This window comes from Novosphingobium sp. KA1 (assembly GCF_017309955.1).
Lineage (GTDB): Bacteria > Pseudomonadota > Alphaproteobacteria > Sphingomonadales > Sphingomonadaceae > Novosphingobium.
In genome coordinates, this window is sequence record NZ_CP021247.1 from 2561730 (window position 1) to 2587675 (window position 25946).

Sequence of the window (25946 nt, forward strand, 5' to 3'; positions counted from 1 at the left end):
CCAACCTGCGATGGGTCAAGCTCAACGCAGGTCGGTATTACTTGTCGAGCAGGGTCACGCCGCCCTTGAACAGCGCTGCCACGCGGCCCTGGACGGGCTGGCGGTCGAACGGGGTGTTGCCCGCGAGCGCTGCCATCTTGCCCGAATCGACGATCCACGGACGATCCGGGGCAATCACCGCGATGTCCGCCTCGGCGCCCACTTCGAGGCGTCCGGCATTGACGCCGAGCAGCCTCGCGGGGTTGGCCGCGAGCAGTTCGAAGGCCCGGGCGAGCGAGATCACACCGTCGCGCACGAGGTTCATGGTGTGCGGCAGCAGCGTCTCGGCACCGGCCATGCCGGGGGCCGAATCGGCGAAGGGCAGGCGCTTGTCCTCGGGGCCGCGCGGGTCGTGGCCCGAGCCGATCACGTCGATGGTGCCGTCGCCGATGGCCGCGATCACCGCCTTGCGGTCATCCTCGCTGCGCAGCGGCGGCGAGAGGTGCGCAAAGGTACGGAAGCCCGCCAGCGCGAGGTCGGAGAGCATGAAGTAGGCCGGGGTCACGCCCGCTGTCACTTTCAGGCCGCGATCCTTGGCGCCGCGCACGAGGTCCAGCCCCTTGGCGGTGGTGACCTTGCGGAAGTGGATGGCCGCGCCGGTCATTTCCGCCAGCGCGATGTCGCGGGCAATGGCGAGGGCTTCGGCGCCGGCCGGGGCGGAGGGCAGGCCGAGGCGGGTGGCCATCTCGCCGGCGGTGGCCACGGCCTTGCCGACGATCCCTGCGTCCTCGGGGTGGGTGATGACCACCATACCGAGCATGCCGGTATATTGCAGCAAGCGCAGCATCGTGCCCGAATCGCCGATCCAGCGGCGGCCGGTGGCGACCGCGCGGGCTCCGGCATCGCGCATCAGCGCGATTTCGGCCAGCGCGGTGCCTTCGAGCCCCTGCGTGGCGGCGGCCAGCGGGTGGACCCAGAGGTCCGGCTTGCCCGATTGCGCCGCGAAGCGGACGCGGGCGGGCACGTCGAGCGGCGGGTTCTGGTCGGGCATCAGCCCGGCGCGGGTGATGCCGCCGAAGTGGAAGGCGGGCTTGTCGATGGCAAAGACGCCGAGGTCGACGAGGCCGGGGGCGATCAGCTGGCCCCGGGCGTCATGGACATGATCGCCCTCGGCCGGGCTAACATCGGTGCCGATGGCGGTGATGAAGCCGCCTTCGCAGCGCAGCGCGCCGTTCGTGATGGTGCCGTCTGCCAGCAGCAGCTGGCCGTTGGTGACGGTGAGGGGGGCGTGCACGCTCATGCCCAGCCCTCCACGCCGCGGCCTTTTCGGGTCAGCACTTCGAGGCAGGCCATGCGCATGGCGACGCCCATTTCCACCTGGGTGGTGATCTGCGAGCGGCCGACGAGGTCGGCGACGTTGGAATCGATCTCGATACCGCGGTTCATGGGTCCCGGATGCATGACAAGGGCGTCAGGCTCGGCCTTGGCGAGGCGGTCGAGCGTGAGGCCGTAGAGGTGGCGATACTCGCGCGGCGAGGGGATGAACTGGCCTTCCATGCGTTCCAGCTGGAGGCGCAGCATCATGACCACGTCGGCGCCCTTCAGCGCGGCGTCGAAGTCGTGGAAGACCTTGACGTTCATGCGCTCGATATCGGCGGGCAGCAGCGCGGGCGGCGCGCAGACGCGCACTTCGGCGCCCAGCGAGGCGAGCGAGAGGATGTTGGAGCGGGCCACGCGGCTGTGCAGGATGTCGCCGCAGATGACCACGCGCAGGCCGTTGAAGGCGCGCTTGGCCTGGCGAATGGTGAGCGCGTCGAGCAGGGCCTGGGTCGGGTGCTCGTGCTGGCCGTCACCGGCATTGAGCACGGGACAGTCGACGAGATCGGAGATGAGGTGCACCGCGCCGGAACTGGCGTGGCGGATGACGATGGCGTCGGCGCGCATGGCGTTGAGCGTCATCGCCGTGTCGATCAGCGTCTCGCCCTTCTTCACGCTCGAGGTCGCCACCGCCATGTTCACCACGTCGGCGCCGAGGCGCTTGCCGGCGATCTCGAAGCTCAGCAGCGTGCGTGTCGAGTTCTCGAAGAAGGCGTTGATGATGGTGAGGCCCGAGAGCAGGTCCCGGCGCTTCTGGGTGCCGCGGTTGAGCTCGACCCACTGTTCCGCCTCATCGAGCAGGAACCAGATCTCGTGCGGGGCAAGGCCCGCGATGCCCACGAGGCTGCGATGCGGGAAGGCGAGTGCGCCTTCCGGATAGGTATATTCTGGAGCTGTCATCGAAGAAAAGGCCATAGGCATGGTGATGCCCCGGCTCAAGCGTTTTGCGGGTAATTAGAGCCAAGAGTTATGCGGAGCTGGGAAAGGTTCTTTCCGGCTCTGGCCGCAGGGGCGGGGCGGGGCTATGCAGCAGACTGGAAAGGCGGGTGAATCCATGAAGTTCGCGCAGAGGGTCTGGAAATTGCTGGTCGGCGTGAAGGACGCGCTGGCGCTGGTGTTTCTCCTGCTGTTTTTCGGTGCCCTCTATGCCGTGCTGATGGCGCGCCCGGCGGCGGGCAAGATCGAGGACGGGGCGCTGCTGCTCAAGCTCGACGGTTCGATCGTCGAGGAAAAGAGCAGGGTGGACCCGCTCGCTATGCTGATGAGCAGCGAGGCGCCCGCAGGCCAGTACCAGGCCCGCGACATCGAGCGTGCGCTCCGGCTGGCCGCGACCGACGCGCGGATCAAGGTCGTCGTGCTCGACATGTCGCGCTTCCTGGGGGGCGGCATGGTGCATATCGAGGAGATCGGCAAGGAACTGGACGGCGTGCGCAAGGCCGGCAAGCCGGTGCTGGCATTCGCCAATGCCTATGCCGATGACGGGGTGCAACTTGCCGCCCATGCCAGCGAAGTCTGGGTGGACCCGATGGGCGGCGCCTTCGTGGCGGGGCCGGGCGGCAACCAGGTCTATTTCAAGGCGCTGCTGGACCGCTTCAAGGTCAATGCCCACGTCTACCGCGCGGGCACCTACAAGAGCTATGTCGAGCCCTATATCCGCAATGACATGTCGCCCGCCGCACGCGAGGCCTATCAGGACATCTATGGCGCGCTTTGGGGCAGCTACCGCGCCGACGTCGCCAAGGCGCGGCCCCGGGCGCAGCTTGACCGGATGACCGGCGATCCGCTGGCCTGGGCACAGGCGAGCGGCGGCGATTTTGCCGAAGGCGCGAAAGCTGCCGGGATCGTCGACCGGATCGGCGACAAGAGCGAGTTCGATGCCCGTATCGCCGAACTCGCCGGCAAGGACGATTCGGGCGCGGACGATCTTCCCTACCGGCACACTGGCCTCGCGGCCTGGCTGGCGGCCCATCCGGAGAAGAAGGAAGGCGCCAGGATCGGCGTCGTCACCATCGCGGGCGAGATCGTCGACGGCGATGCCGGTCCCGGCAAGGCGGGCGGCGACCGTATCGCCCAATTGCTCGACGACAATATCGACGAGGGCTTCAAGGCGCTGGTCGTGCGGGTCGATTCGCCGGGCGGCTCCGCCATGGCGGCGGAGCGCATGCGCCGCGCGATCGAACGCTACAAGGCGAGGAAGATCCCGGTCGTGGTCTCGATGGGCAATCTGGCCGCGAGCGGCGGTTACTGGGTCTCGACCCCGGGGCAGACGGTCTATGCCGAGCCTGCGACGATCACCGGATCGATCGGCGTCTTTGCCGTCGTCACCAGCTTCGAGAAGACGCTGGGTGAATACGGCGTCACCAGCGACGGGGTGAAGACCACGCCGCTGTCGGGCCAGCCCGACATTCTCGGCGGCTTCACCCCCGAAGTGGAGGGCATGCTGCAGGCCTCGGTCGAGAGCACGTATCGCAAGTTCGTGGGGCTCGCCGCCAAGGCGCGCAAGTCCGCGCCCGAGAAGATGGATACCATCGCCCAGGGCCGCGTCTGGCCGGGCGCGGAAGCGCAGAAGATCGGGCTGGTCGACAAGATGGGTGATCTGAACGCTGCTCTGACCGAGGCCGCGCGGCTTGGCGGTGTCGGCAATGGCACGTGGCACGCGGTCTATCTGGAAAGCGAGGAGGACGCGCTCACGAAGTTCCTCGGCAGCTTCAGTTCCTCCGCACCGGAAGAGGGCGCGCGCATCGACGGCGGTGCCTACGATTTTGCCAGCCTGGTGTCGCGGCGGCGCGAGGAGCAGGCGGCCCGCGTGGCAGGGCAGCTCACCGCCATGCTGTCGAGCCGCGGCGCGCAGGCCTATTGCCTCGAATGCCCGGTGGTGCCGGGGGCGGAGCGCAAGGTTGAGAATACCTCTGCCCTGCGCATGCTGGCCAAACTGGTCGGTTTCGATTGAGTTTGTTCGAAAACCCGCCGCGGGCGGATTTTGGCGGCACCGGCCCACGCCCCCACCCGACGACTGTACCCTAGTGGGTGGTCGGGTGGGGGCGTGGGCCGGTGCCGCCGCAGGAATGCTCGCTCGGGCATTCCTGCGGCGAAACTTTAATCCGCTGGGGGAATTTCCAGCGGCCCGGTGTCGGGCTCATCGAAATCCGGCCCTTCGGGGGGCAGTTCCTCGGGGCCGTCGGGCACGCCCGGTTCCATCGGCGGAACCGGGGTTTCGGGCGGGGTATTGCCGGGTTCGTCTCCGGGTTGGGTGGCCATGATGCCTCTCTTTTCGTTGACTTCTCTCTAAGTGGGTGGTCCAGGGGCGCAGTGCAAGTCGCTTCCCGAGGGGGCTGTGCGGCCGGCGGTGGCGGCACGTGTCGGCACGGGAACGCCGCGATTGTCCTGCGGGCAAGGCGAATCGCCGCACTTGCCCTTTTCCGCGTGTCCTTATAAGGGCACGTCCCTTGAGTTTCAGGCTTCATCCATGCGGGCGTGGCGGAACTGGTAGACGCAGCAGGTTTAGGTCCTGCCATCGCAAGATGTGGGGGTTCGAGTCCCTTCGCCCGCACCAGTCTCGTCGCCCCGGGGGAGGGTGAGCCGCTTGGAATCGGCCGTAAGGCCCGTTGCATTGCACAGGAAGGCATTTGAAATGCAGATCGTCGAAACCACCAACGAGGGCCTCAAGCGCGCCTACACGGTGACCATTCCCGCCACGACCATCACCGCGCGCGTCGAAGGCGAAATCAAGAAGATCGCTCCGCAGGTGAAGATGCCCGGCTTCCGCGCCGGCAAGGTGCCCGCCAATCTCGTCAAGAAGATGCACGGCGAAGCCATCCACCAGGACGCGCTGAACGCGACGATTCGCGAAGCCATGGACAAGCTGGTCGCCGACCACGCCCTGCGCCCCGCGATGAACCCCGACGTTGCCCTTGGTGAAGGCTACGAGCAGGGCAAGGACGCCGAGCTGACCGTCAGCCTCGAAGTTCTCCCGGTGATCGCGGCCCCCGCCATCGATGGTCTGAAGCTCGAAAAGCTGGTGGTTCCGGTTGCGGAAGACGCCGTGACCGAAGCGGTCGAGCGTATCGCCTCGCAGCAGCAGCGTTTCGAAACCAAGGACGGCGCGGCCGCTGACGGCGACCAGCTGATCATCGACTTCACCGGCAAGCTCGACGGCGTCGAATTCGACGGCGGCAAGGCCGAGAAGGCTCCGCTCGTGATCGGCGCGGGCCGCTTCATCCCCGGCTTCGAAGAGCAGCTGGAAGGCGCCAAGGCCGGCGACGAGCGCACCATCACCGTGACCTTCCCCGAAGACTATCCTGCCGCGAACCTCGCCGGCAAGGAAACCACCTTCGACATCGTCGTCCACGAAGTGAAGGCTCCCGCCGAAGCCAAGCTTGACGACGATTTCGCCAAGGAACTCGGCCTCGAGAGCCTCGAGCAGCTTCAGGGCCTCCTGAAGGGCCAGCTGGAGCAGGAAACTGCCGGCCTGACCCGCACCGCCATGAAGCGCCAGCTGCTCGACCAGCTTGCCGCAGGGCACGACTTCGACGTTCCGCCGACCATGGTGGAAGCCGAATTCTCGCAGATCTGGCAGCAGCTGACCCACGAAGCCAGCCACGAGGAAGACCCGGCCGCCGCTCTCGCCGAGATCGAGGCCGAGAAGGACGACTACCGCAAGATCGCCGAGCGCCGCGTGCGTCTTGGCCTGCTCCTGTCGGAAATCGGCCAGTCGAACGGCGTCGAAGTGACCGCGCAGGAAATGCAGATGCTGGTTGCGCAGGCCGCGCAGCAGTATCGTCCAGAAGACCGCCAGCGCTTCATGGAATACGTCCGCCAGGACCCGATGATGGCCGCTCAGCTGCGCGCGCCTCTCTATGAGGACAAGGTCGTCGACTTCCTCATCGAGAAGGCCGAAGTCACCGAGCGTGAAGTGACCCGCGACGAACTGCAGGCCGCCATCGAAGCCGACACCGACGGCGACAAGGTGGAAGCCAAGAAGCCGGCCAAGAAGGCTCCGGCGAAGAAGGCCGCCGCCAAGAAGGACGAAGCGGAAGCTCCGGCTGAAGAAGCTGCTGCTGCGGAAAAGCCGAAGAAGGCTCCCGCCAAGAAGGCCGCTGCCAAGAAGGACGAGGCCGAAGGCGAGGCTGAAAAGCCCGCCAAGAAGGCTCCGGCCAAGAAGAAGGCTGCTGCCAAGGAAGACTGATCTCTTCCAGCTGGCTTGATGCTACAAAAGAGCCCGGTGCAGCGATGCGCCGGGCTCTTTTTGTTATGGGGATGTCAGGAGCCCCTGCTCCGGCCTGGCTGCGGCCATGGCGACCCAGCCGTCGCCGATGCGCCGCACGGTGATGGCGTTCACCGCAAAGCCGCTGGCGCGCAAATGGGCAAGGATGGCGGCGTCGGTGAAGCGGTGGCGGGTGTCATGCTCGGCCCAGAACAGCGTGGGGCACGCCTTTGCCATGCGCCGCGAGGTTTCCGGTTCCAGCGCGAAGCCGAAATGGGCCGCGACGGTGCGGTAGGCCGCAGGCGCGACCGCCAGATTGTCCGCCGGCGACATCGCCATGACGTCGGCATTCCAGAACCGGTCGACATGGACAAGGGTGTCGGGGCAGGTGGCCCGGATGTCCGCCACGTAGCGACCGGTGCCGTACCAGGAGTTGCGCGCGGTGGTCCGCGCGACGTGGTCGCACAGGCTCCATAGCGACAGCAGCAGTGCCGCACCGAGGAACATCGCGCCGGCCGCCGGGCCCAGTGCCCGCAGCAGCCGCCCGCAGGCCAGCGCCATGCCCAGGCTGACGGCGCCGACCATCGCGGTCAGATACTTCTCGATCAGCAGCGGGTGGACGAGGTGGATGGCGGTCAGCAGCGCCAGGCCAAGAACGACGCCCGCGGCCAGCTGCGCCAGGATCGCGATGCCTTCGCAGGCGGCACGGTCGCGCATGAGGTCGCGCCCCATGATCGCCACGCCGGCGATTGCACCGGCCAGCACCAGCGGATTGGCCTCCAGGCATCGCAGCAGCGCATATTCGATCGACCAGCGCGCCGAGGCGAGCCCGCCCTCGATCCAGAAATTCTGCGTGTTGGCCTGCCAATGCGGCAATTGCACCAGGCTGACGGCGACAAACAGCAGGCCGGAGGCCAGTGGCGGCAGCAGCAGGGCCCGAAAATAGCTCCAGTCCCGCTGCAGGGCGGCGATCAGCAGGAACAGCAGGATCAGTGAGCCCGCGATGAGCGTGGTGACGATATGGGTGTTGAACCCGATCAGCACGGCCGCGCCGTAGGCCAGCCGGCGGGGGATCGAGCCGCCCTCGCGGGTCAGCGCCAGGGCGGCCAGTGAAAACGCCAGCAGGGCGCCGGCGCACAGGGACAGGAAGTAGGAGCGCAGTTCGCTGCCGCTCAGCACCGTCCATTCGTTGCCGGCCAGCAGCAGCAGCAGCGCGGCGCCGGCAGGCAGCAGGCGGGGCACGTCGCGCACGATCGCGGCGCCCGCCAGCAGGCCGCATGCGCCGATGGCAAGGTTGAGCAGCCGGTGCGTCTCGATCCGGCCGAGTCCGTCGCTCGCCCGCGCCAGGGCGTAATAGAGCGGCGGGTGATTGTCCGCGAGCCAGCTTGTGCGCAGCGCCTCGGTCCAGCCCGGGCCGGGGCGGGTCACGTACTGGGTGTAGAACTCGTCGTACCAGGGCCCGCGATGGAGGCAGGCCCAGGCGATGGCCACGGCCAGTGCGGCTGCGGCGAGCAGGATTGTGCCGAAATGGAGCTTCCTTGACATGTCCAGGCTCCCCCCGAAGCCGGTGATGGCCAAAATGATGAACGGCCCGAATTCTACGCTAATTTCCTTATCCTGCCGGTGGATGACTGAATTGTGGTCAAAGGGCAACGAATCACGCACCGCATTGCCCGCAGCCGGCACAAGTTGCGCTGTTCCGGTCAATTGCCCCCCGATAGTTGTGTGTCCTGCACCGAATGAAGGGTTAAAGCCCTTGAACATCGGGCAGGGGCACGCGACATAGGCGGTCCAAACCAGAAGAGGACTCCCATGCTCGACCTGTTTGGCGCCTCGGGCGCCCAAGGAAAGTTCACAACCGACCCCGTGACCGGCGCACTCGTGCCGATGGTCGTCGAGCAGACCAGCCGCGGTGAGCGCAGCTTCGACATCTACTCGCGCCTGCTGCGCGAGCGCATCGTTTTCGTGACCGGCGAAGTCGAGGACCACATGGCCTCGCTGATCGTCGCGCAGCTCCTGTTCCTCGAGTCGGAAAATCCCTCGAAGGACATCTCGATGTACATCAACTCGCCGGGTGGCGTGGTGACGGCCGGCATGGCCATCCACGACACCATGCAGTACATCAAGCCGCGCGTGTCGACGGTCTGCATCGGTCAGGCCGCCTCGATGGGCAGCTTCCTGCTCGCCGCCGGCGAGCCGGGCATGCGCATCGCCCTGCCGAACGCCCGCATCATGGTGCACCAGCCCTCGGGCGGCGCCCGCGGCATGGCATCGGACATCGAGATCCAGGCGCGCGAGATCCTGCGCATGCGCACGCGTCTCAATGCGCTCTACGTGAAGTACACCGGCAAGTCGCTCGACGAGATCGAGAAGGCGATGGACCGCGACACCTTCCTCGAAGCCGAGGAAGCGCTGGCGTTCGGCCTCGTCGACAAGGTCTTCGAGACGCGGCCCGACGCCGACAAGCCGGCAGAAGCCTGAGTACGGCGGCCTGAGCATGAACGAAGGCCGGTGCCTGCAGGGATCGGCCTTCAGTTCTTTGCAACGGTTATCGGGGTACCCATATCGGCCGAGGATTGCAAAACCGGCCTCCTCCAAGGTAGACTCGACGAGTCGCCTGGAAATGGCCTAAAGACGGAAAATGACGAAATTGAGCGGATCTGACGCGAAAAGCACCCTCTACTGCAGCTTCTGCGGCAAGTCGCAGCACGAAGTGCGCAAGCTGATCGCGGGCCCCACGGTCTTCATCTGCGACGAGTGTGTCGAGCTTTGCAACGACATCATTCGCGAAGAGACGAAGGCCGGCATTGCGGGCAAGAAGGACGGCGGCGTGCCGTCGCCCCGCGACATTTGCGAGACGCTGAACGACTACGTGATCGGGCAGGAACGCGCCAAGCGCGTGCTGTCGGTGGCGGTGCACAACCACTACAAGCGCCTCAAGCACAGCGGCAAGCAGGGCGATGTGGAGCTGTCGAAGTCGAACATCCTGCTGGTGGGTCCCACCGGTTCGGGCAAGACGCTGCTCGCGCAGACGCTCGCCAAGACGTTCGACGTGCCCTTCACCATGGCCGACGCCACCACGCTGACCGAAGCCGGTTACGTGGGCGAGGACGTGGAGAACATCATCCTCAAGCTGCTCCAGGCTTCCGACTACAACGTCGAGAAGGCGCAGCACGGCATCGTCTACATCGACGAGATCGACAAGATCAGCCGCAAGGCCGAGAACCCGTCGATCACGCGCGACGTTTCGGGCGAGGGCGTGCAGCAGGCGCTGCTGAAGCTGATGGAGGGCACGACCGCCTCGGTTCCGCCGCAGGGCGGCCGCAAGCACCCGCAGCAGGAATTCCTGCAGGTGGACACGACCAACATCCTGTTCATCTGCGGCGGCGCCTTCGCGGGTCTTGAGAAGATCATCGCCGACCGCCTCCAGAAGCGTTCGATCGGCTTCGGCGCGCATGTTGCCGATCCGGACAAGCGCCGCGTGGGCGAACTGCTCCAGAAGGCGGAGCCGGAAGATCTGCTCAAGTTCGGCCTGATCCCCGAATTCGTCGGCCGTCTGCCGGTGATCGCGACCCTCAACGACCTCGACATCGAGGCCCTGGTCAAGATCCTGCGCGAGCCGAAGAACGCGCTGGTCAAGCAGTACGCCAGGCTGTTCGAGCTGGAAGACGTCGAACTGACCTTCACCGAAGAGGCGCTCGAAGCGATCGCCCAGAAGGCCATCGACCGCAAGACCGGCGCGCGCGGGTTGCGCTCGATCGTGGAAGGGCTGCTGCTCGACACCATGTTCGACCTGCCGACCGAAAGCGACATCGCCGAAGTGGTCGTCGACAAGGACGTGGTGGACGGCCGCAAGGAACCGGTCCGCGTGCTGAAGGGCGACAAGGCTGAAGCTGCCGCGTAAACGCTGCGTGGCTGAAGCCGCAGCCTGAGCGCTGCCGCCAAGGCCGACATCAAAAGGGCCCGTCCGGTGCATCCGGGCGGGCCCTTTTCGTTTGAGCGCAGGCGCGTTCGGCGCCGCCCCGAGCGGTAAGTCGGGGCTCAATTATTGCCGTCGGGGCGCGGACCCATGCGGCCACCCGGCCCGCCCCCGGGGCCACCTGCGCCGCGCGGCGGCATCGGATCGCCCTTCTTCATCGTGCGCACGACCTGGCCGTCGCGCGAGATCGTCATCTGCTCGGCCTCGGTGGACTTGAGCAGCCAGCCTGTGCCCGTCTGGACCCAGGTGTCGTGCGACAGCTCGCTCATGGCGAACAGATGCGTCTCGCCGTCCCGGCCTTCGCGGCTGTCGGAAGCGTCCTGGCGCTGCTCGACCTGGGCGGTCTGGCCCTCGAGCGTGACGGAGATGATGGTGTTGGTCGACTTGCGGTTGGGATCGACCGGGATGTTGGCCAGCCGGTCGATCATCTGGTCGGCGCTCATCGAATTGCCGCCGAGGTCGGTGCGCTTGAAGTCGGGGGTGAGGAACGGCTTGATGTCGTCCGGCTCGCGCGTGTCCATGGCGCTCTTGAGTGCGGCGTAACGCGCCTCGAGGTCGCTCTTGGTATCGGCATGGGCGAGGCCGGGCAGCAGGGCGCTGCCGAGCGCGGCGCAAAGCAGCAGGCGGGCGGGGTATCGACGGGTCATCGCGGATATGTCCATCCAGTCAGTGATGGACGCGATTCCTAACCTCCGCCCGGCGCGCTGCAATCGGGATTATTGTACCTTATTGTCGCGGAAGTGGCGTCAAACGACGGCCGCGCTTTCCAGTGCGCATGCCGCGTTGCTTTCGGTCTCGATCTGGATGGTGGGGTGGCCGATCTTGAACCGGTGTTCGAGGTCGTGGGCGAGTGTGTGCAGGAAGCCGTCCCCGGGCTGTCCGCCGGGCATGACGAGATGCGCGGTGAGGGCGGTCTCCGTCGTGCTCATCGGCCAGACGTGGAGATCGTGCACTTGCGTCACCCCGGCGCGGCTTTCCAGAAAAGCGCGCACGGCGGCGATATCGATGCTCTCCGGCACGGCCATCATGCCCATGCGCAGCGATTCGCGCAGCAGGCTCCAGCTCGACCAGGCGATCACCGCGGTGATGACCAGCGAGGCGATTGGATCGACGACCGTCCAGCCGGTGAACAGGATCACCACGCCCGCGATCACCACGCCCGCCGAAACCGCGGCGTCCGCCATCAGGTGCACAAAGGCGGCGCGCAAGTTGAGGTCGTCCTTGCTGCCTTTCGCGAAGAGCAGGGCGGAGAGGGCGTTCACCGCGATGCCGATGGCGGCAACAACGATCATCGTCATGCCGGTGACCGGGGCCGGTTCGGCGAAACGGCGGATCGTCTCGACGAGAATGGCGCCGATCGCCACCCACAGCAGGGCGGCATTGGCGATGGCGGCGAGAATCGAGGAGCTCTTGAGGCCGTAGGTGAAGCGCTCGGTTGGCGGGCGCGAGGCCAGGACGCTGGCGGCCCAGGCCAGCAGCAGCGAGAGCACGTCCGACAGATTGTGCCCGGCGTCCGCCAGCAGGGCCATCGAATCGCTCAGATACCCGGCGGCCGCCTCGGCAATGACAAATGCGAGGTTGAGGGCCACGGCGACGGCAAAGGCCCTGCCCACGTTGGCCGGGAGGGAGTGGTGGTGGTGTCCATGATGGTGGCCATGGCCATGGCCATGGTCATGGCCGTGGTGATCGTGGCCATGGTCATGGCCGTGGTGATCGTGGTGATGGCCGTGGTCGTGGCCATGGTGTGCATGTGCGGCGCTCATGGTCGGCGTGTCTGGCATGAGCGGGCCGCGAGCGGCAAGCTATGTCGTAACATGTCACGCGCCGCGATGGCGCTGTGTGCTGCGCCGCACATAGGTCAGGGTGCATCGGGCGAGTGCCTGCCCGTGACATTTATGCCGCACCGCTGTCTTGAAAACATTGCAAAAATCGGCTGATTTTCAAGGAAAATTGGAAATGCGGCGCCATTCGGGTGTCGTAAAGCGGAAAAATTGCATCGGCTGCGGCAAAAATGAATCCCGCCTGTCAGAGACTTGTCATATTGCACTGCTCTTAGCAGCCGCAGCAAACCTGTGGCGGGGCAAATCCTTCCGCAATCATTGCGTAAAACTCACTCTGAAGGCTCCAGGGGGCTAAGATGAAATTTCAAACCGTTCTCTCCACCGCAACCAGCACGCTGGCCGTCGGTGCAGCGTTCCTCGCCATGCCGGCATTCGCGCAGTCGACCGGTTCGTCGGAATTCGACGGAGGCAGCATCATCGTGTCCGGCAAGGTCCAGCGCGATGTCGCCGGTGTCCAGCTGCCTGATTCGACCAAGTCGAAGCAGGTCCTGACCCAGGACATCATCGGCACCCAGCGTGGCGGCCAGGCCATCGCCGACATCATCAACCTCGTCCCGGGTGTCAGCTTCCAGAACAACGACGGCTACGGCTCGTCGGGCGGTACGCTGAACATCCGCGGCTTCGACTCGAGCCGTATCTCGCTGACGGTCGACGGTATTCCGCTTAACGACACCGGCAACTACGCTCAGTACTCGAACCAGCAGATCGACTCCGAGTTGATCGAGCAGGTTAACGTCAACCTCGGCACCACCGACGTCGACAGCCCGACCGCCGCTGCTTCGGGTTCGACCGTCAATTACAAGATGCGCAACCCCACCGAAGATTTCCACGTGAGCGCTTCGGGCTCGGCGGGTGACTACGGCTTCTTCCGCATGTTCGGCGTCGTGGACACCGGCACCTTCACCTCGTTCGGCACCCGCGCCATGTTCGCGGCGAGCAAGGCCGTTGCGGAAAATCCGTATCACCGCTCGAGCGAAACCGACAAGACCCAGATCAACGCCAAGGTCTACCAGCCCATCGGCGACAATGGTGACTTCGTGTCGGTTGCAGCCAATGCCAACTGGAACCGCAACGGAAACTTCTCCTCGGTCCCGCTGCGTACCGACCCTTACATCTATTCGGTCAGCGGCACTTCGCCGAACCAGACGCTGAACTCGCCCGACCGCGTGGTCGGTTCGACCTCGAGCAACCGTTTCCCGACCACCCGCGGCGAGCGCGAATATGAATTCGCACCCTGCCAGACCGACACGCCGGTGGCCAATGTCGCCGATACGCCGAATTCGTGCGGCACGGCTTACGACTACAGCTTCAATCCGTCGAACACGGGCTCGATCCGCGTCAACTCGCGCTTCACGCTGACCGATGATCTCGTGCTGACGCTTGACCCGAGCTACCAGTGGACGCGTGCGAACGGCGGCAATGGCGCCATCAAGGGCTATGAAGGCTTCTACACCAAGAGCGGCCAGTCGATGTACGGCTACATCGGTGGCAGCCCCTACTTCGGCGGCGTCGACCTCAATGGCGACGGTGACACGATGGACACCGTCGAACTCTATGCGCCGAGCGAAACCAACACCAAGCGCTACGGGCTCATCGCAAACCTGATCTGGAATGCGACCGAGGACCACACGTTCCGCCTGAACTACTCGCTCGACTATGGTCGCCACCGCCAGACCGGCGAAGTGACCTACCTCGGCACCGATGGTTACACCAACACCTACTTCCCCGAGAACAACGCAATTCTCGATGCGAACGGTGGCACGATCCAGAAGCGCAACCGTCGCTCGATCGCGATCCTGAACCAGCTTTCCGCCGAATATCGCGGTGAGTTCTTCGATAACCGCCTGACGGTGAACATGGGCCTGCGTTCGCCCTGGATGACGCGCAAGCTCAACAACCTGTGCGTTACCGAAACGGGCGGTTCCTACATCGACTGCTTCACCGATCCGGCCGAGCAGGAGAAGTTCCTGGAGCTGAACCCGAACTACACCGCGCCGATCAAGCGTACCTACAAGTTCCACAAGATCCTGCCGACCGCGGGCGTGAACTTCCAGGTGGTGGACAAGGTCAGCCTCTATGCCAACTATTCGAAGGGCATGCAGGCACCGGGTACCGACAACCTCTACCAGTCGCTTGGCTACAGCGCGGACCAGGCCCTGCCGAAGCCGGAAACGACCGACAACGTCGACGTCGGCGTGCGTTATCTGTCGGGTACGTTCCAGGCACAGCTCTCGGGCTGGTACACCTGGTTCAACAACCGCCTTGCATCGTCGTATGATCCGGAACTGGACATCACGCTCTATCGTAACCTTGGCAAGGTTCACAAGTACGGCCTCGACGGCAGCGTCGGCTACTCGCCGATCCCCGAACTGAAGCTCTACGCATTCGGTTCGCTGCTCAAGTCGAAGATCCTCGACAACGTTCAGACCGGCACTTCGGGCGGCAACCCCGTCTACGCCCTGACCGCCGGCAAGCGTGAAGGCGGTGCGCCGACCTTCATGTTCGGTGGCCGCGTCGAAGGCGATCTCGGCCCGGTCCAGCTGGGCGCACAGGCTAAGCGCACGGGACCGCGTTATGTGAATGACCAGAACGTTCCGATCACCGCCAGCTACACGCTGAACGGCGTTTCGACCTCTTATCAGGTCTACGGTGCCAAGACCCCGGCCTACACCGTTGTCGACCTCGATGCGAAGGTGAAGCTCGGGTTCCTCGGTCTGAACGACCGCACCTACCTGCAGCTGAACCTGACCAACGTGTTCGACAAGCTCTACGTTGCCGGTTTCACCTCCAACACGTCGTCGACCTCGATCCCTTATGCCTATGTCGGTGCGCCGCGCACCTTCAGCGGCACCCTCGTGATGGGCTTCTGATCGAAGAAATTCGCGTCACGCGAACAGGGGAAGGGGAGAGAACTTCGGTTCTCTCCCCTTTTTCGTAAGCATCCGACTTTTAGCTAGTTTCCCGCGAGGACCATGAGCATTCACGAAGATACCGTTGAATTTCCCGAGGAGGGCGCGGTCCCTCAGGGCACGCCGCATAGCCTGTTCGAGGATGGCTATGCGCTGGTCGTCGGCACCATCCTGCTGTCGATGGGGGTCGTTCTGCTGCAGAAGGCGCAGCTTGCCACCGGCGGCGTCGCCGGTCTCGCGCTGACGCTCAATTACCTGACCGGGGTGCCGGTCGGGCTCTACTATGCGGTTCTGTCGCTGCCGATGCTGGCGATGACCGTGCGTCCGATGGGGCGCGCCTTCCTCGTCAAGACAGTGATCGTGACGCTGGGCCTCTTTGCGCTGACCGCGCTGGCGCCGCAGGTGCTGGTGCTGGGCTATGTCGCGCGCCCGGTGGCGGCGGTCGTCGGCGGGACCTTCATCGGCATGGGCGCACTGGCGCTGGCCCGCCACGCGGCGGGCTCCGGCGGGTCAGGGGCGATCGTGCTGTCGCTCTACCGCACGCGCGGATGGAATGCCGGGCGCACGCAGATGATCCTGGATTCCGGTGTGCTGCTGTTTTCGCTGCTCGCGCTGGACGCGGTGCAGGTGCTGTGGTCGCTGCTGGGCGTCATGGCGACCGGCGGCATCCTTTTTGTCTGGCATCGGCCGGGTCGCTACAACGGGTACTGATTGAGTGTCAGTCGTAGACGCAGGCGTCGAAACCCTGCGTCTTCACCGTGCCGATCCGCGCGGCGACGGTGTTGCCGTAGCGGCGCGTGAAGCCCGTGGGGTTCTTGACGCTGCGGGTCTTGGGGCTGGGCAGGGCGGCGGCGATGCGGGCCGCCTCGATCGGTGTCAGCCTGGTGGCCGACTTGCCGTAATAGCGCTGCGCCCCCGCCTCCACGCCGTACGTGCCGATGCCGGTCTCCGCGACGTTGAGGTAGACTTCCATGATCCGGCGCTTGTCCCACAGGTTCTCGATCAGGAAGGTGAACCAGACCTCGAAGCCCTTGCGCACGTAACGCGTCCAGCCGTCCCCCTGCCAGAGGAACACGTTCTTGGCGGTCTGCTGGCTGATCGTCGACCCGCCGCGAATGCGCCCACCGGCGGCATTGCGTTCGAATGCCTTTTCGATGGCGTTGGTGTCGAAGCCGTTATGGGTGCAGAACTTGCCATCCTCGGCGGCGATCGCGGCGGCGACCATATTGCGGTCGATCCGGCTGAGCGGCTGCCAGTCCTTGGTGATGCCGTTGCCGTCCACCAGCATCGTCACCGTCACCGGCGGGGGGACAAAACGATAGAGCACCGTCAGCCCCACGCTGATGGCGACGAACCAGATGATGGCCTTGGCAAGAATGCGCAGCAAAGGAAGAGAGCCCCGAGTTCCCGAGTGGATAGCGCCTGACTAGCGAGGTTGGGCGGACTGCGAAAGGCGGGACGCGATCAATCGCGAGTGTCAAAGGCGGTTCTGGCCGTCTCTACGTCGTCTAGGTGCTGTTCTGCCCAGTGCCAGACGCCGCAAAATGCCTCGCCCAGGCTATGGCCGAGCGGGGTGAGCCGATAGTCTACATGTGGCGGGATGACGGGATGGACGGTGCGGTGGACAAAACCGTCGCGCTCCATCTGGCGCAGGGTCTGGGTGAGCATCTTCTGGCTGATTCCGGGCACGGCGCGGGCCAGCTTGCTGAAGCGCGATTCGCCATGCTCCTCCAGCGCTTCGAGTACCAGCAGGGTCCACTTGTCGGCCACCCGGCCGATCAGCTCGTTGACCAGAGCGTCCACGCCGGGAATGTCGGAGTGGCTTGTAGAGGCCGTATTTTTCATTTCTTACCTGCTGGTGAGTACAGCACTTTCAGGTGCCTACTTTCCAGGAGAGAGTATAAGGATCACAGCGTCTTCGCAATCTTCCCCAGAGGAGTTCCCCATGAAGACCAGCGGCAACACCATCCTTCTTTCCGGCGGCGGTTCGGGCATCGGCCGCGAACTGGCGCAGCGCTGGCATGATGCCGGCAATGTCGTGATCGTCACTGGTCGCACGCTGGCCAGCCTCGAGGAAACGGCGAAAGGGCGAGCGAACATCCACCCGATGGCGCTTGATGTCGGCGATCCCGCGGCAATCCAGGCTTTTGCGGGAGAGGTGCTGGCGAGATTCCCGGCGCTTAACGTGCTGGTCAACAATGCCGGGATCATGCCGCTTGAGGATATCGCGAATCCGCGCGACCTGTCGCGGGCGGAGGCCTGCGTGACGACCAATTTCCTCGGTCCGATCCGGCTGACGGACGCGTTGGTGGCGCACTTGTCGGCACAGGCCGATGCGGCGATCGTCAACGTTAGTTCGGGGCTTGCCTTCGTGCCGCTGGCGAGCGCGGCGGTCTATTCGGCGACCAAGGCGGCGATCCATTCGTGGTCCGATTCGTTGCGGCTTGCGCTGGCCGGCAAGGTCGAGGTGATCGAACTGGCGCCGCCCGCCGTCCAGACCGAGCTAACGCCGGGGCAGTCGACGCGGGAAGGCTACATGCCGCTCGATGAATTCATCAACGAAGTCATGGACCTGTTCGCGCAGCAGCCGACACCGGAGCTGATCGGCGTCCAGCGCCTCGGTTTCCTGCGCAATGCCGAGGCGGAGGGGCGCTACGCGGAAACATTCGCGATGCTCAACACGCCCCACACCTGATCGCTGGAACCGGCAGGCCGCCAGTGCTATTCCTGCATGCTGCACTGCAATATCGGATAGCGCTGGCGGTATGGTGATGTTTTCCAGGGATAAGCACGTGCATCGTCTCGATCTTGCCTTGCAGGGCGGCGGTGCTCATGGGGCTTTCACCTGGGGCGTGCTCGATGGCCTGCTGCAGGATGAACGGTTGATGCCGGGTGCCCTCAGCGGTGCCAGCGCGGGGGCCATGAACGCGGCGGTGCTGGTTTCCGGGTTCGTTTCCGAAGGGCGGGAGGGTGCGCGGGAGCGACTGCGCAGCTTCTGGAAGGAACTCAACCGCTCGGGCCGCGAGGCGGGCCCCTTGATCCCGATGATCGAGGCTTTTCCGCAAACCTCGCGGGCGATTTCTTCGTGGTGGTCGGCGGTCTTCGGCGATGTCAGCATGGCCCATGCCTCGCCGGAACTCGGGCGGGAGATGCAGGAGATCCTGCGCGGGGTGATCGATGACCATGTCGATTTCGGCGCGATCCGCAGCGAAAATGCGCCGCCTCTGTTCATTTCCGCCACCAATGCGCGGTCCGGCGCTCTGCGCCTGTTCCGCAATGGCGATCTGACGAGCGATGCCCTGTTGGCCTCAGCCTGCCTGCCGCTCTATTTTCCGCCCGTCACGATCGACGCAAAGGACTACTGGGACGGCGGATATAGTGCCAATCCGCCGCTGGTTCCGCTGGTGCAGGAGAGTTCGAACGACGACCTGCTGCTGATCACGGTCAATACGCAGGTCCGTACGGGTACCCCGCGTAGTGCCGCTGCGATCATCGACCGGTTGACCGAGATCGGCTTCAACCAGTCGATGCGCAAGGAATTGCAGGGGCTTGTACTGCTTCAGTCCGCGATCGGGGATGCCCGTGCAAAGCCGGGCGCGAAAGACGGATTGATCGCGCAAGTCGAGCGCCTGCGTTTCCATGAGATCCACGATGAAGCCACGCTGGCGGCCATGCCGGCACAGAGCAAGCTCCTGCCGGTGCGCCATCTGCTGCTCAAGCTGCATGAGGCGGGCGAGGCTGCGGCAAGGCAATGGTGTGCGGCCAATGTCGAGCATCTCGGCAAGCGCAGCACGGTCGATTTCGCGAAGCGCTTCGGGCCGGCCTGAACACAAAAGAAAACCGGGCCGCCCTTGCGAGCGACCCGGCTGATCTTTCAGCGCTCCGGCGAAAGTTACAGTGCCGGAACCATCTTCTTGTCCAGGGCGATGCGCCCCATCGCCTTCTGGAGCTTTTCGAAAGCACGAACCTCGATCTGGCGCACGCGCTCGCGGCTGACGTTATAGACCTGGCTCAGTTCCTCGAGCGTCTTCGGGTCGTCGGTCAGGCGGCGTTCGGTCAGAATGTCGCGTTCGCGGTCATTCAGCGAGTCCATCGCTTCCACCAGCATGTCGTGGCGAACGGTGGCTTCTTCCGCGTCGGCAACGGTTTCGTCCTGCAGCGGGCGGTCATCCGCAAGGATGTCCATCCACTGGCCTTCGCCTTCGTCACGCAGCGAGACGTTCAGCGAGGCATCGCCGCCCATCATCATGCGCCGGTTCATGTTCACCACTTCCTGCTGCGACACGCCAAGCGTGGTCGCGATGGTGGCGACATCGTCCGGATGCAGGTCGGTGTCCTCGTAGGCGTCGAGGTTCTTCTTCATGCGGCGCAAGTTGAAGAACAGCTTCTTCTGGCCCGCGGTGGTACCCATCTTCACGAGCGACCACGAGCGCAGGATGAACTCTTGAATCGACGCCTTGATCCACCACATAGCATAAGTGGCGAGGCGGAAGCCCCGATCGGGCTCGAACTTCTTGACCCCCTGCATGAGGCCGATGTTGCCTTCGGAGATCAGTTCGGAAACGGGCAGGCCATAGCCACGGTAGCCCATCGCGATCTTCGCGACGAGGCGAAGATGGCTGGTTACCAGCTGTGCGGCTGCTTCGGGATCCTCGTGTTCCTTGAAACGCTTGGCGAGCATGTATTCCTGCTCGGGCTTAAGCAGAGGGAACTTGCGAATCTCGGAGAGATAGCGGTTGAGGCTCTGCTCGCTGCCCAGCGTGGGAACCGCCGGGAGATTGCGTTGCTTGGTGCTCACTGTCATCCGTCCTTTCCGGTCGGCCCGCGGTCGAAGACCCTATGCAGGCATCTTAGCTTGGGGCCACCTACGTAAGATAGCATGTTAATCCGATTTCACTGACGCAGTTCGTCGATCAGGGCCCGCATATCGTCGGGTAAGGGGCTGGAAAATCGGACTGTCTCCCCAGTAACGGGGTGGACGAAGCCAAGTTCCGCTGCGTGGAGAGCTTGGCGATGAAATCCGAGTCGTTGAACGACCGGGCGAATCGCTGATGGTGTACGTCCATATACTGGATCCCCCAATAGCGAGTGCCCGATTGACGACATGTGAACGCGTACCTGGTGCGTTCTTCCCGTTTCGAGGCGACACTCCACGAGCGTGGCGCCCTTGAGCGTCTCGACCGTACGATAATGAGTCACCGCGTGTTTGCCCCTGCCTTCTTCGACCAGTGCCATCTTCTTGCGGTTGCTATTCGAGCGACCGATCGATCCGGTTACAGTCCCGGCAACAGGAATCGGTTTTCCGGCCACCACGGCCCGATAGGCCCGCTCGATCGAGTGGTCGGCGAACTGGACGGCGAGGCCTTCGTGGGCGCGGTCGGTCTTGGCGACGACCAGCAGGCCCGAGGTGTCCTTGTCGATGCGGTGGACGATGCCAGGGCGCGCAACGCCGCCGATTCCCGACAGTTGCCCGCGGCAGTGGTGAAGCAGGGCGTTGACCAGCGTACCGTCCAGATTGCCCGCGGCCGGGTGGACAACAAGACCGGCCGGCTTGTCGACGACGATCAGGTATGCGTCCTCGAACACCACGTTCAGGGGAATGTCCTGGGGCGCCGCTTCGGCAGGAATGGCCTCCGGCACGGCGATGGCGAAAGGCGTGCCGGGCTCGACCTTCAGCGAGGCCTGCGCGGCGGGTTTGCCCGCCAGCGTGACGCGGCCTTCGCCCATCAATGCCTTGATTCGTTCGCGCGAGAGGCCGCTGGCCTCTGCAAGCGCCTTGTCGAGGCGGCCTCCGGCCTCCCCGATCGTACCTTCAATGATGTTTTCCATGACCCCCATTGTCTGTACGATTTGGGGATGAATGTCGAAGTGACAAGGGCAGTTGTGACCGCTTTGATGGAGGAAGCCGCGCGCTGCCATCCGGAAGAGTGCTGCGGGTTGCTGCTGGGGGAGGGGGGGCGCGTCGACCGTGCGGTTCCGGCAGCCAACGTCGCTGCGCAGCGTACGCGCCATTTCGAGATCGACCCGGCCGCGCTGCTGGCTGCGCACCGCTCGGCGCGGGTCGGTGGTCCGCAGGTTCTGGGCTATTTTCATTCGCATCCTGCGAGCCAGCCGGTGCCTTCCGCCGCGGACTGCGAACATTCCACCGGCGATTTGCGGATTTGGGCGATCATCGGCGAGGGGCGTGTTGCTTTCTGGCGTGATAGCGGGAATGGTTTTTCCCCAATGACCTGCAAAATCGTCGGAGAGGAGTGCGCGGAGTCGGTATCTGACTCGCGCAGGGCTTCCACCGGGACCAGGCGGGTTGCCGAAATCTGATCGCCACCTATCTGATGGCCACCTTTGAACCATGGAAGTTTCCGCGAATATGAGCACCAGTGCGATCGAACTTGCCAGTCTTCTCTGTTCGCGCCTGTGCCATGACATGCTGAGCCCGGTAGGCGCGCTGTCGAACGGCCTCGAATTGCTGTCCGACGAGAAGGATCCGGAGATGCGCCAGCGCTGCTTCGAACTTCTCGACCAGAGTGCGCGGATCTCGGCCGACAAGCTCAAGTTCTTCCGTCTCGCCTTTGGCGCTGCCGGCGGTTTCGGCGACATGGTTCCGGTGAGCGAGGCGCGGGCGCTGGTCGATGCGCTGCTGGCCAACAATGCCCGGATTGTCGTCAACTGGTCGCTCGGCAGCGACATGCTGCCCAAGCCGGCGATCAAGACTCTGCTCAACTTCGCCCTGATCGGGATAGAGGCGCTGCCCCGCGGCGGCACGCTCGACATCGCGGCGGAACTGCGCGCGGATCAGCTTACCAGCGGTACCAGCGAGATCGTCGTGCGCGCCGCCGGTCCGCGTATCGCCTTTGATCGCGACATCGGCCGCGCGCTTGAGGGGGCGCTGCCCGAAGGGGACCTGTCGAGCCGCACCGCCCCTGCCGCGATGATCCAGCAACTGGCGCATAGTCTTGGCGGACGGCTACAGTATGCGCTGGGGGACGATGCGCTGGTGCTCGGCGCGGTTCTACCGGGCGTTTGAGGGAGGGTTCGGGCGATGAACCGCTGGCTGGTCAACCGGATCGTCGAATCGCCCAACTGCAACGAGCGCAAGCTGCCGGTGTCGATGGTGGTGCTCCACTACACCGGCATGAAGTCCGCCGATGAGGCACTGGAGCGCATGTGCGATCCGGCGGCCGAGGTTTCCGCGCATTACATGATCGACGAGGAAGGCATCGTCACCTCACTGGTGCCCGAGGACAAGCGCGCCTGGCACGCGGGGCGTTCCTACTGGCGCGGCGTGACCGACGTGAACTCGGCATCGATCGGTATCGAACTGGTCAATCCCGGGCATGAATGGGGTTACCGGCCGTTTCCCGAGCCGCAGATGGATGCGCTCTTGCCGCTGCTGGCCGATATCATGGACCGGCACGACATTCCGCGTGCCAATGTCGTTGGTCATTCGGATGTCGCGCCGGCCAGAAAGCAGGATCCTGGCGAGTATTTCGACTGGGTGCGCCTGGGCGAACTGGGGCTGGCGCTCGAAATCCCGGCGGCGAAGATGAACCTGTTCTACGACAATCCCGGTGCCTTTTATCTTGCGCTTGAGCGTTTCGGCTACGACATCTCCGATGGCCGAGCGGCGGTGCGTGCATTTCAGCGGCGTTGGCGCCCTGAATTCATCGACGGCGAGATTGACGGCGAAATCGGCGGAATTCTCTTCGAACTGCTGTTGGAGCGCGACACCGGTCGTGCTAGGTGACCGCCCGCACCGGGGAGCCGGGCAGCCGCGGGCATCTTCGGATGCGCGAGGAAAGTCCGGGCTCCACGAAACAAGGGTGGCGGGTAACGCCCGCCGGGCGAGTCGGGTTTTCAGGCCCGGCGAAGCTTAGGGAAAGTGCCACAGAGAGCAAACCGCCTCGCCGTGCAGGGTTCGCCCTGAAAGGCAGGTAAGGGTGAAAGGGTGCGGTAAGAGCGCACCGCGCTTCCGGTAACGGCAAGCGGCAAGGCAAACCCCACCCGGAGCAAGACCGAATAGGGGCTGCGCGCCGTCTCGAACGGCGGGTTCGTTTCGGACCCAGGCAGCCCGGGTTGGTCGCTTGAGCGGCGCAGCAATGCGCTGCCTAGAGGAATGGCTGCCACCGCGGCGTAAGGTCCCTCGGATTGGGAGACCACGCCAGGTACAGAACCCGGCTTACAGGCTCCCCGGTGCAATTCGATCAGATAGGCTTAAAGGAAGCCCGCGTTCAGGCCGCGATCTGGATGTTGATCGCGCCCTGGCCTTCATCGCGCGCCTGGATGAACCAGCGTTCCTCGCCTTCCAGGCCGATCGCAGTCAGGGTGCCATGGACATAGGCGCCGGTATCGATGCCGATGCGGTTGAGGCGCACTTCCGGTTCTTCGGTGATCGTGTGGCCATGCACCACCACCGCGCCGAAATCTCCGGGGTGGGAAAGGAACGGGTCGCGGATCCAGCGGCAATCCTGGCCAGACTGATGGTCGAGCGGCGTATCCGGGCGTATGCCGGCATGGACAAACAGATAGTCGCCCATGCGAATCATTTTCTCGAAACCGTCCAGAAAATCGAAATCACCTTGCGGCACCGCTTCCAGCATAGCCTGCTGCAGTTGTTCGGCATCCGCTTCCAGCACGAATTGTGGGTCGATGCCGTAGGAAATCAGCGTTTCGCGGCCTCCGAATTTCAGGAAGCTGCGGAAGGTGTCGAGCTTGCTGGCGCCCGCCACCATCATTTCCTCGTGATTGCCCTTGATGAACTCGACGCGGCGTTCCTGCGCCCAGGAACGGGCACGACCCAGCACGCCGGCACTGTCCGGGCCGCGATCGACGAGGTCACCGAGCAGGACGACGTCGCTGTTCGCACGCCCTCGGCCGGCATCGTCACGTTCGATGGCTTCGATGAGGCTTTCGAACAAGTCGAGGCGACCATGAATGTCGCCGACCGCGTAAACACGCTGACCCGGGGGAAGCTTCGGCGTCCTCTGCTTTTTGGCGGGACGGGCGACGAGGTTTCTGATCTTCGCAAGCATTATCCGGCGGAACCTATACCCGGCCGGCTACCGTCCGGCAAGCAGGTCCATAGTGCATCGCGAGTGACAAAAAACCCACACTTCGTTTCTCGATTGTTGCCTTTATGAAATTTTCCTTGTTTGAATACTGGGTGCGGTGCAGCATTATTGTGCTGACGCACGCTGGCCCGAAACGAGGACGCGGCAAAAGCGCAGGTGGGAACAAGCACCAAAAAGAATTTGTGAGGGAATGAACATGCACATGTCTGTCCGCGGCGTCATCGCCGCGACCCTGCTTGCGGGCTCCGCGCTCGCTGCCGCCCCTGCCTTTGCCGACGAAGCCGACGCCCCCAAGGAATTCACCGTCACCGGTAGCGCAGCCCTGACCACCGACTACCGTTTCCGCGGTGTTTCGCAGTCGGGCGGTGACCCGGCAATTCAGGGCGGCATTACCATTTCGCATTCCAGCGGCTTCTATGTCAGCACCTGGGGCTCCTCGATCGACCTTGGCTCGACTTATGGCAGCACCGAGGTCGACCTTTTCGGCGGCTGGACCGGCGAAGTCAGCTCGGGCATCACGCTTGATGCCGGCCTGCTCTACTACGCCTATCCGAACGGCCATGTCGGCCATGCCGAATTCTTCGAGCCCTATGCTTCGGTCAGCGGCCAGGTCGGCCCGGCCAAGCTTAAGCTCGGCGTTACCTACGCCTGGGATCAGAAGGCGTTGCCCAACTTCTACACGGGCAAGAAGGACGATAACCTCTACCTCTACGGCAACGTCGATGTGGCAATTCCTAACACCCCGCTGACCGTTTCCGGCCATCTCGGCTACGCCGACGGTTCGCTGGCGCCTTGCTACTACTGCAATGCCGACAAGACCGGCATCGATTATTCGATCGGTGCGTCGATGACGCTGTTCGGACCGCTCTCGGCATCGGTCAGCTATGTCGGCGTCAGCGGCCCGAGCCAGGATGGCTACACCGATGATACCGTGGTCGCCACGCTGACCGCATCGTTCTGATCGCGATCCCGATAATCGGGACACGAGCGAGACAATCGCAGGAGGACCCGCTCGGACTATTCCGGGCGGGTTTTCCTTTGCGGGTGATGGATCTTGCGCCTCGGGCAAGATCGCGGTGGAGTGTCATGCCGGGTCTGGTCTATCGTACCTTCGGGCAGACGCCGTAACGGCGCGCCAATCTCCCTTCAAAGGACTTCCCGTGACCAAGTTTCTCCATACCATGATCCGCGTCACCGACCCTGACGCAACGATCGCCTTCTTCGAACTGCTCGGCGTCAAGGAGACCCGTCGTTTCTCGAGCGAACAGGGCCGTTTCACGCTGATCTATCTGGCGGCACCGGGGGAAGAGGTCGAGGTCGAGCTGACGTACAACTGGCCGGCCGAAGACGGTTCGTTCGAGGAATACACCGGCGGACGCAATTTCGGCCACATCGCGTTCCAGGTGGAAGATATCTATGCGACCTGCCAGACGCTCGCCGATGCAGGCGTGACGATCAACCGTCCGCCGCGCGATGGCCATATGGCGTTTGTGCGCACCCCGGACGGTATCTCGATCGAACTTCTCCAGAACGGGCATCTCGAACCCGCAGAACCCTGGGTCTCGATGCCGAACGTCGGCACCTGGTAAT

The 25946-nt window shown here is 64.3% G+C and carries 24 protein-coding genes, 1 tRNA gene and 1 other RNA gene; 15 read left to right on the forward strand and 11 right to left on the reverse strand.

Annotated features, from left to right (window positions below; translation table 11 throughout):
- Positions 1 to 37: 37 nt before the first annotated feature.
- Both CA833_RS12320 and CA833_RS12325 read right to left on the reverse strand, forming a co-directional pair.
- Positions 38 to 1279 (reverse strand): dihydroorotase family protein, encoded by a 1242-nt coding sequence (locus CA833_RS12320; protein ID WP_142634913.1) that lies wholly within the window; start codon positions 1277 to 1279, stop codon positions 38 to 40.
- On the reverse strand, positions 1276 to 2256 hold the full coding sequence (locus CA833_RS12325; RefSeq protein ID WP_142634911.1) for an aspartate carbamoyltransferase catalytic subunit: 981 nt from the start codon (positions 2254 to 2256) through the stop codon (positions 1276 to 1278). The genes CA833_RS12320 and CA833_RS12325 overlap by 4 nt, the downstream gene beginning before the upstream one ends.
- Positions 2257 to 2410: 154 nt before the next feature.
- Here CA833_RS12325 and sppA point away from each other — a divergent pair, with 154 nt between their 5' ends.
- Positions 2411 to 4306 (forward strand): signal peptide peptidase SppA, encoded by a 1896-nt coding sequence (gene sppA, locus CA833_RS12330; protein WP_207078188.1) that lies wholly within the window; start codon positions 2411 to 2413, stop codon positions 4304 to 4306.
- 146 nt (positions 4307 to 4452) lie between these two features.
- On the opposite strand, the gene CA833_RS12335 is transcribed toward sppA, so the two are convergent.
- Positions 4453 to 4614 (reverse strand): hypothetical protein, encoded by a 162-nt coding sequence (locus tag CA833_RS12335; protein WP_185928593.1) that lies wholly within the window; start codon positions 4612 to 4614, stop codon positions 4453 to 4455.
- 210 nt (positions 4615 to 4824) lie between these two features.
- Between CA833_RS12335 and CA833_RS12340 the strand changes: the two genes are divergently transcribed.
- Positions 4825 to 4909: transfer RNA gene (locus CA833_RS12340), tRNA-Leu, on the forward strand.
- Positions 4910 to 4987: 78 nt separating this feature from the next.
- Positions 4988 to 6541, forward strand: a complete 1554-nt coding sequence (gene tig / locus CA833_RS12345) for a trigger factor (RefSeq protein WP_142634908.1) — start codon at positions 4988 to 4990, stop codon at positions 6539 to 6541.
- Positions 6542 to 6604: 63 nt separating this feature from the next.
- On the opposite strand, the gene CA833_RS12350 is transcribed toward tig, so the two are convergent.
- Positions 6605 to 8104: a hypothetical protein gene (locus CA833_RS12350; RefSeq protein ID WP_207078189.1), complete on the reverse strand. Its 1500-nt coding sequence runs from the start codon at positions 8102 to 8104 to the stop codon at positions 6605 to 6607.
- A gap of 267 nt (positions 8105 to 8371) precedes the next feature.
- On the opposite strand from CA833_RS12350, the gene clpP reads away from it, so the two are divergent.
- Together clpP and clpX are read left to right on the forward strand one after the other, a co-directional pair.
- Positions 8372 to 9040: an ATP-dependent Clp endopeptidase proteolytic subunit ClpP gene (clpP, locus tag CA833_RS12355; protein WP_142634904.1), complete on the forward strand. Its 669-nt coding sequence runs from the start codon at positions 8372 to 8374 to the stop codon at positions 9038 to 9040.
- Positions 9041 to 9200: 160 nt separating this feature from the next.
- Positions 9201 to 10463 (forward strand): ATP-dependent Clp protease ATP-binding subunit ClpX, encoded by a 1263-nt coding sequence (gene clpX, locus CA833_RS12360; RefSeq protein WP_142634902.1) that lies wholly within the window; start codon positions 9201 to 9203, stop codon positions 10461 to 10463.
- 137 nt (positions 10464 to 10600) lie between these two features.
- Here clpX and CA833_RS12365 read toward each other — a convergent pair whose 3' ends face one another.
- Both CA833_RS12365 and CA833_RS12370 read right to left on the reverse strand, forming a co-directional pair.
- Complete coding sequence (locus CA833_RS12365) at positions 10601 to 11185, reverse strand: nuclear transport factor 2 family protein (protein WP_207078190.1); 585 nt, start codon at positions 11183 to 11185, stop codon at positions 10601 to 10603.
- A 99-nt stretch (positions 11186 to 11284) separates the two neighbouring features.
- Positions 11285 to 12301: a cation diffusion facilitator family transporter gene (locus CA833_RS12370; protein ID WP_207078191.1), complete on the reverse strand. Its 1017-nt coding sequence runs from the start codon at positions 12299 to 12301 to the stop codon at positions 11285 to 11287.
- A 374-nt stretch (positions 12302 to 12675) separates the two neighbouring features.
- Between CA833_RS12370 and CA833_RS12375 the strand changes: the two genes are divergently transcribed.
- Together CA833_RS12375 and CA833_RS12380 are read left to right on the forward strand one after the other, a co-directional pair.
- The gene (locus tag CA833_RS12375; RefSeq protein WP_207078192.1) at positions 12676 to 15249 is read left to right on the forward strand and encodes a TonB-dependent receptor; all 2574 of its coding nucleotides are present in this window, start codon (positions 12676 to 12678) and stop codon (positions 15247 to 15249) included.
- 102 nt (positions 15250 to 15351) lie between these two features.
- Positions 15352 to 15999 (forward strand): YitT family protein, encoded by a 648-nt coding sequence (locus CA833_RS12380; protein WP_142634894.1) that lies wholly within the window; start codon positions 15352 to 15354, stop codon positions 15997 to 15999.
- Positions 16000 to 16006: 7 nt separating this feature from the next.
- Here CA833_RS12380 and mtgA read toward each other — a convergent pair whose 3' ends face one another.
- Both mtgA and CA833_RS12390 read right to left on the reverse strand, forming a co-directional pair.
- On the reverse strand, positions 16007 to 16672 hold the full coding sequence (gene mtgA, locus CA833_RS12385; RefSeq protein ID WP_142637792.1) for a monofunctional biosynthetic peptidoglycan transglycosylase: 666 nt from the start codon (positions 16670 to 16672) through the stop codon (positions 16007 to 16009).
- Between the two features lie 80 nt (positions 16673 to 16752).
- Positions 16753 to 17133, reverse strand: a complete 381-nt coding sequence (locus tag CA833_RS12390; RefSeq protein WP_207078193.1) for a helix-turn-helix domain-containing protein — start codon at positions 17131 to 17133, stop codon at positions 16753 to 16755.
- Positions 17134 to 17233: 100 nt separating this feature from the next.
- Here CA833_RS12390 and CA833_RS12395 point away from each other — a divergent pair, with 100 nt between their 5' ends.
- Both CA833_RS12395 and CA833_RS12400 read left to right on the forward strand, forming a co-directional pair.
- Positions 17234 to 17983: an SDR family oxidoreductase gene (locus tag CA833_RS12395; RefSeq protein ID WP_207078194.1), complete on the forward strand. Its 750-nt coding sequence runs from the start codon at positions 17234 to 17236 to the stop codon at positions 17981 to 17983.
- 97 nt (positions 17984 to 18080) lie between these two features.
- Complete coding sequence (locus tag CA833_RS12400; RefSeq protein ID WP_207078195.1) at positions 18081 to 19115, forward strand: patatin-like phospholipase family protein; 1035 nt, start codon at positions 18081 to 18083, stop codon at positions 19113 to 19115.
- A 65-nt stretch (positions 19116 to 19180) separates the two neighbouring features.
- On the opposite strand, the gene rpoH is transcribed toward CA833_RS12400, so the two are convergent.
- Both rpoH and CA833_RS12410 read right to left on the reverse strand, forming a co-directional pair.
- On the reverse strand, positions 19181 to 20092 hold the full coding sequence (gene rpoH / locus CA833_RS12405) for an RNA polymerase sigma factor RpoH (protein WP_142634886.1): 912 nt from the start codon (positions 20090 to 20092) through the stop codon (positions 19181 to 19183).
- 89 nt (positions 20093 to 20181) lie between these two features.
- Positions 20182 to 21126 (reverse strand): RluA family pseudouridine synthase, encoded by a 945-nt coding sequence (locus CA833_RS12410; RefSeq protein WP_142634884.1) that lies wholly within the window; start codon positions 21124 to 21126, stop codon positions 20182 to 20184.
- An 18-nt stretch (positions 21127 to 21144) separates the two neighbouring features.
- On the opposite strand from CA833_RS12410, the gene CA833_RS12415 reads away from it, so the two are divergent.
- The 4 genes from CA833_RS12415 (at position 21145) to rnpB (ending at position 23483) form a co-directional block, all read left to right on the forward strand.
- Entirely contained in the window at positions 21145 to 21606 is a 462-nt protein-coding gene (locus CA833_RS12415; RefSeq protein WP_207078196.1) for a M67 family metallopeptidase, read from the forward strand.
- A 49-nt stretch (positions 21607 to 21655) separates the two neighbouring features.
- A complete protein-coding gene (locus tag CA833_RS12420; protein WP_142634880.1) occupies positions 21656 to 22312 on the forward strand; it encodes a histidine phosphotransferase family protein in 657 nt (218 codons plus the stop codon).
- A 15-nt stretch (positions 22313 to 22327) separates the two neighbouring features.
- Complete coding sequence (locus CA833_RS12425; protein ID WP_142634877.1) at positions 22328 to 23032, forward strand: N-acetylmuramoyl-L-alanine amidase; 705 nt, start codon at positions 22328 to 22330, stop codon at positions 23030 to 23032.
- Positions 23033 to 23041: 9 nt separating this feature from the next.
- An RNA gene (gene rnpB / locus CA833_RS12430) (RNase P RNA component class A) lies at positions 23042 to 23483 on the forward strand.
- Between the two features lie 33 nt (positions 23484 to 23516).
- On the opposite strand, the gene CA833_RS12435 is transcribed toward rnpB, so the two are convergent.
- Positions 23517 to 24317 carry a metallophosphoesterase gene (locus CA833_RS12435; protein ID WP_207078197.1) on the reverse strand — a complete coding sequence of 267 codons (801 nt, stop codon included), beginning with the start codon at positions 24315 to 24317 and terminating at the stop codon, positions 23517 to 23519.
- Between the two features lie 235 nt (positions 24318 to 24552).
- On the opposite strand from CA833_RS12435, the gene CA833_RS12440 reads away from it, so the two are divergent.
- Positions 24553 to 25317: a TorF family putative porin gene (locus CA833_RS12440; protein ID WP_142634873.1), complete on the forward strand. Its 765-nt coding sequence runs from the start codon at positions 24553 to 24555 to the stop codon at positions 25315 to 25317.
- A 199-nt stretch (positions 25318 to 25516) separates the two neighbouring features.
- On the forward strand, positions 25517 to 25945 hold the full coding sequence (locus tag CA833_RS12445) for a VOC family protein (RefSeq protein WP_207078198.1): 429 nt from the start codon (positions 25517 to 25519) through the stop codon (positions 25943 to 25945).
- Position 25946: the final 1 nt, after the last annotated feature.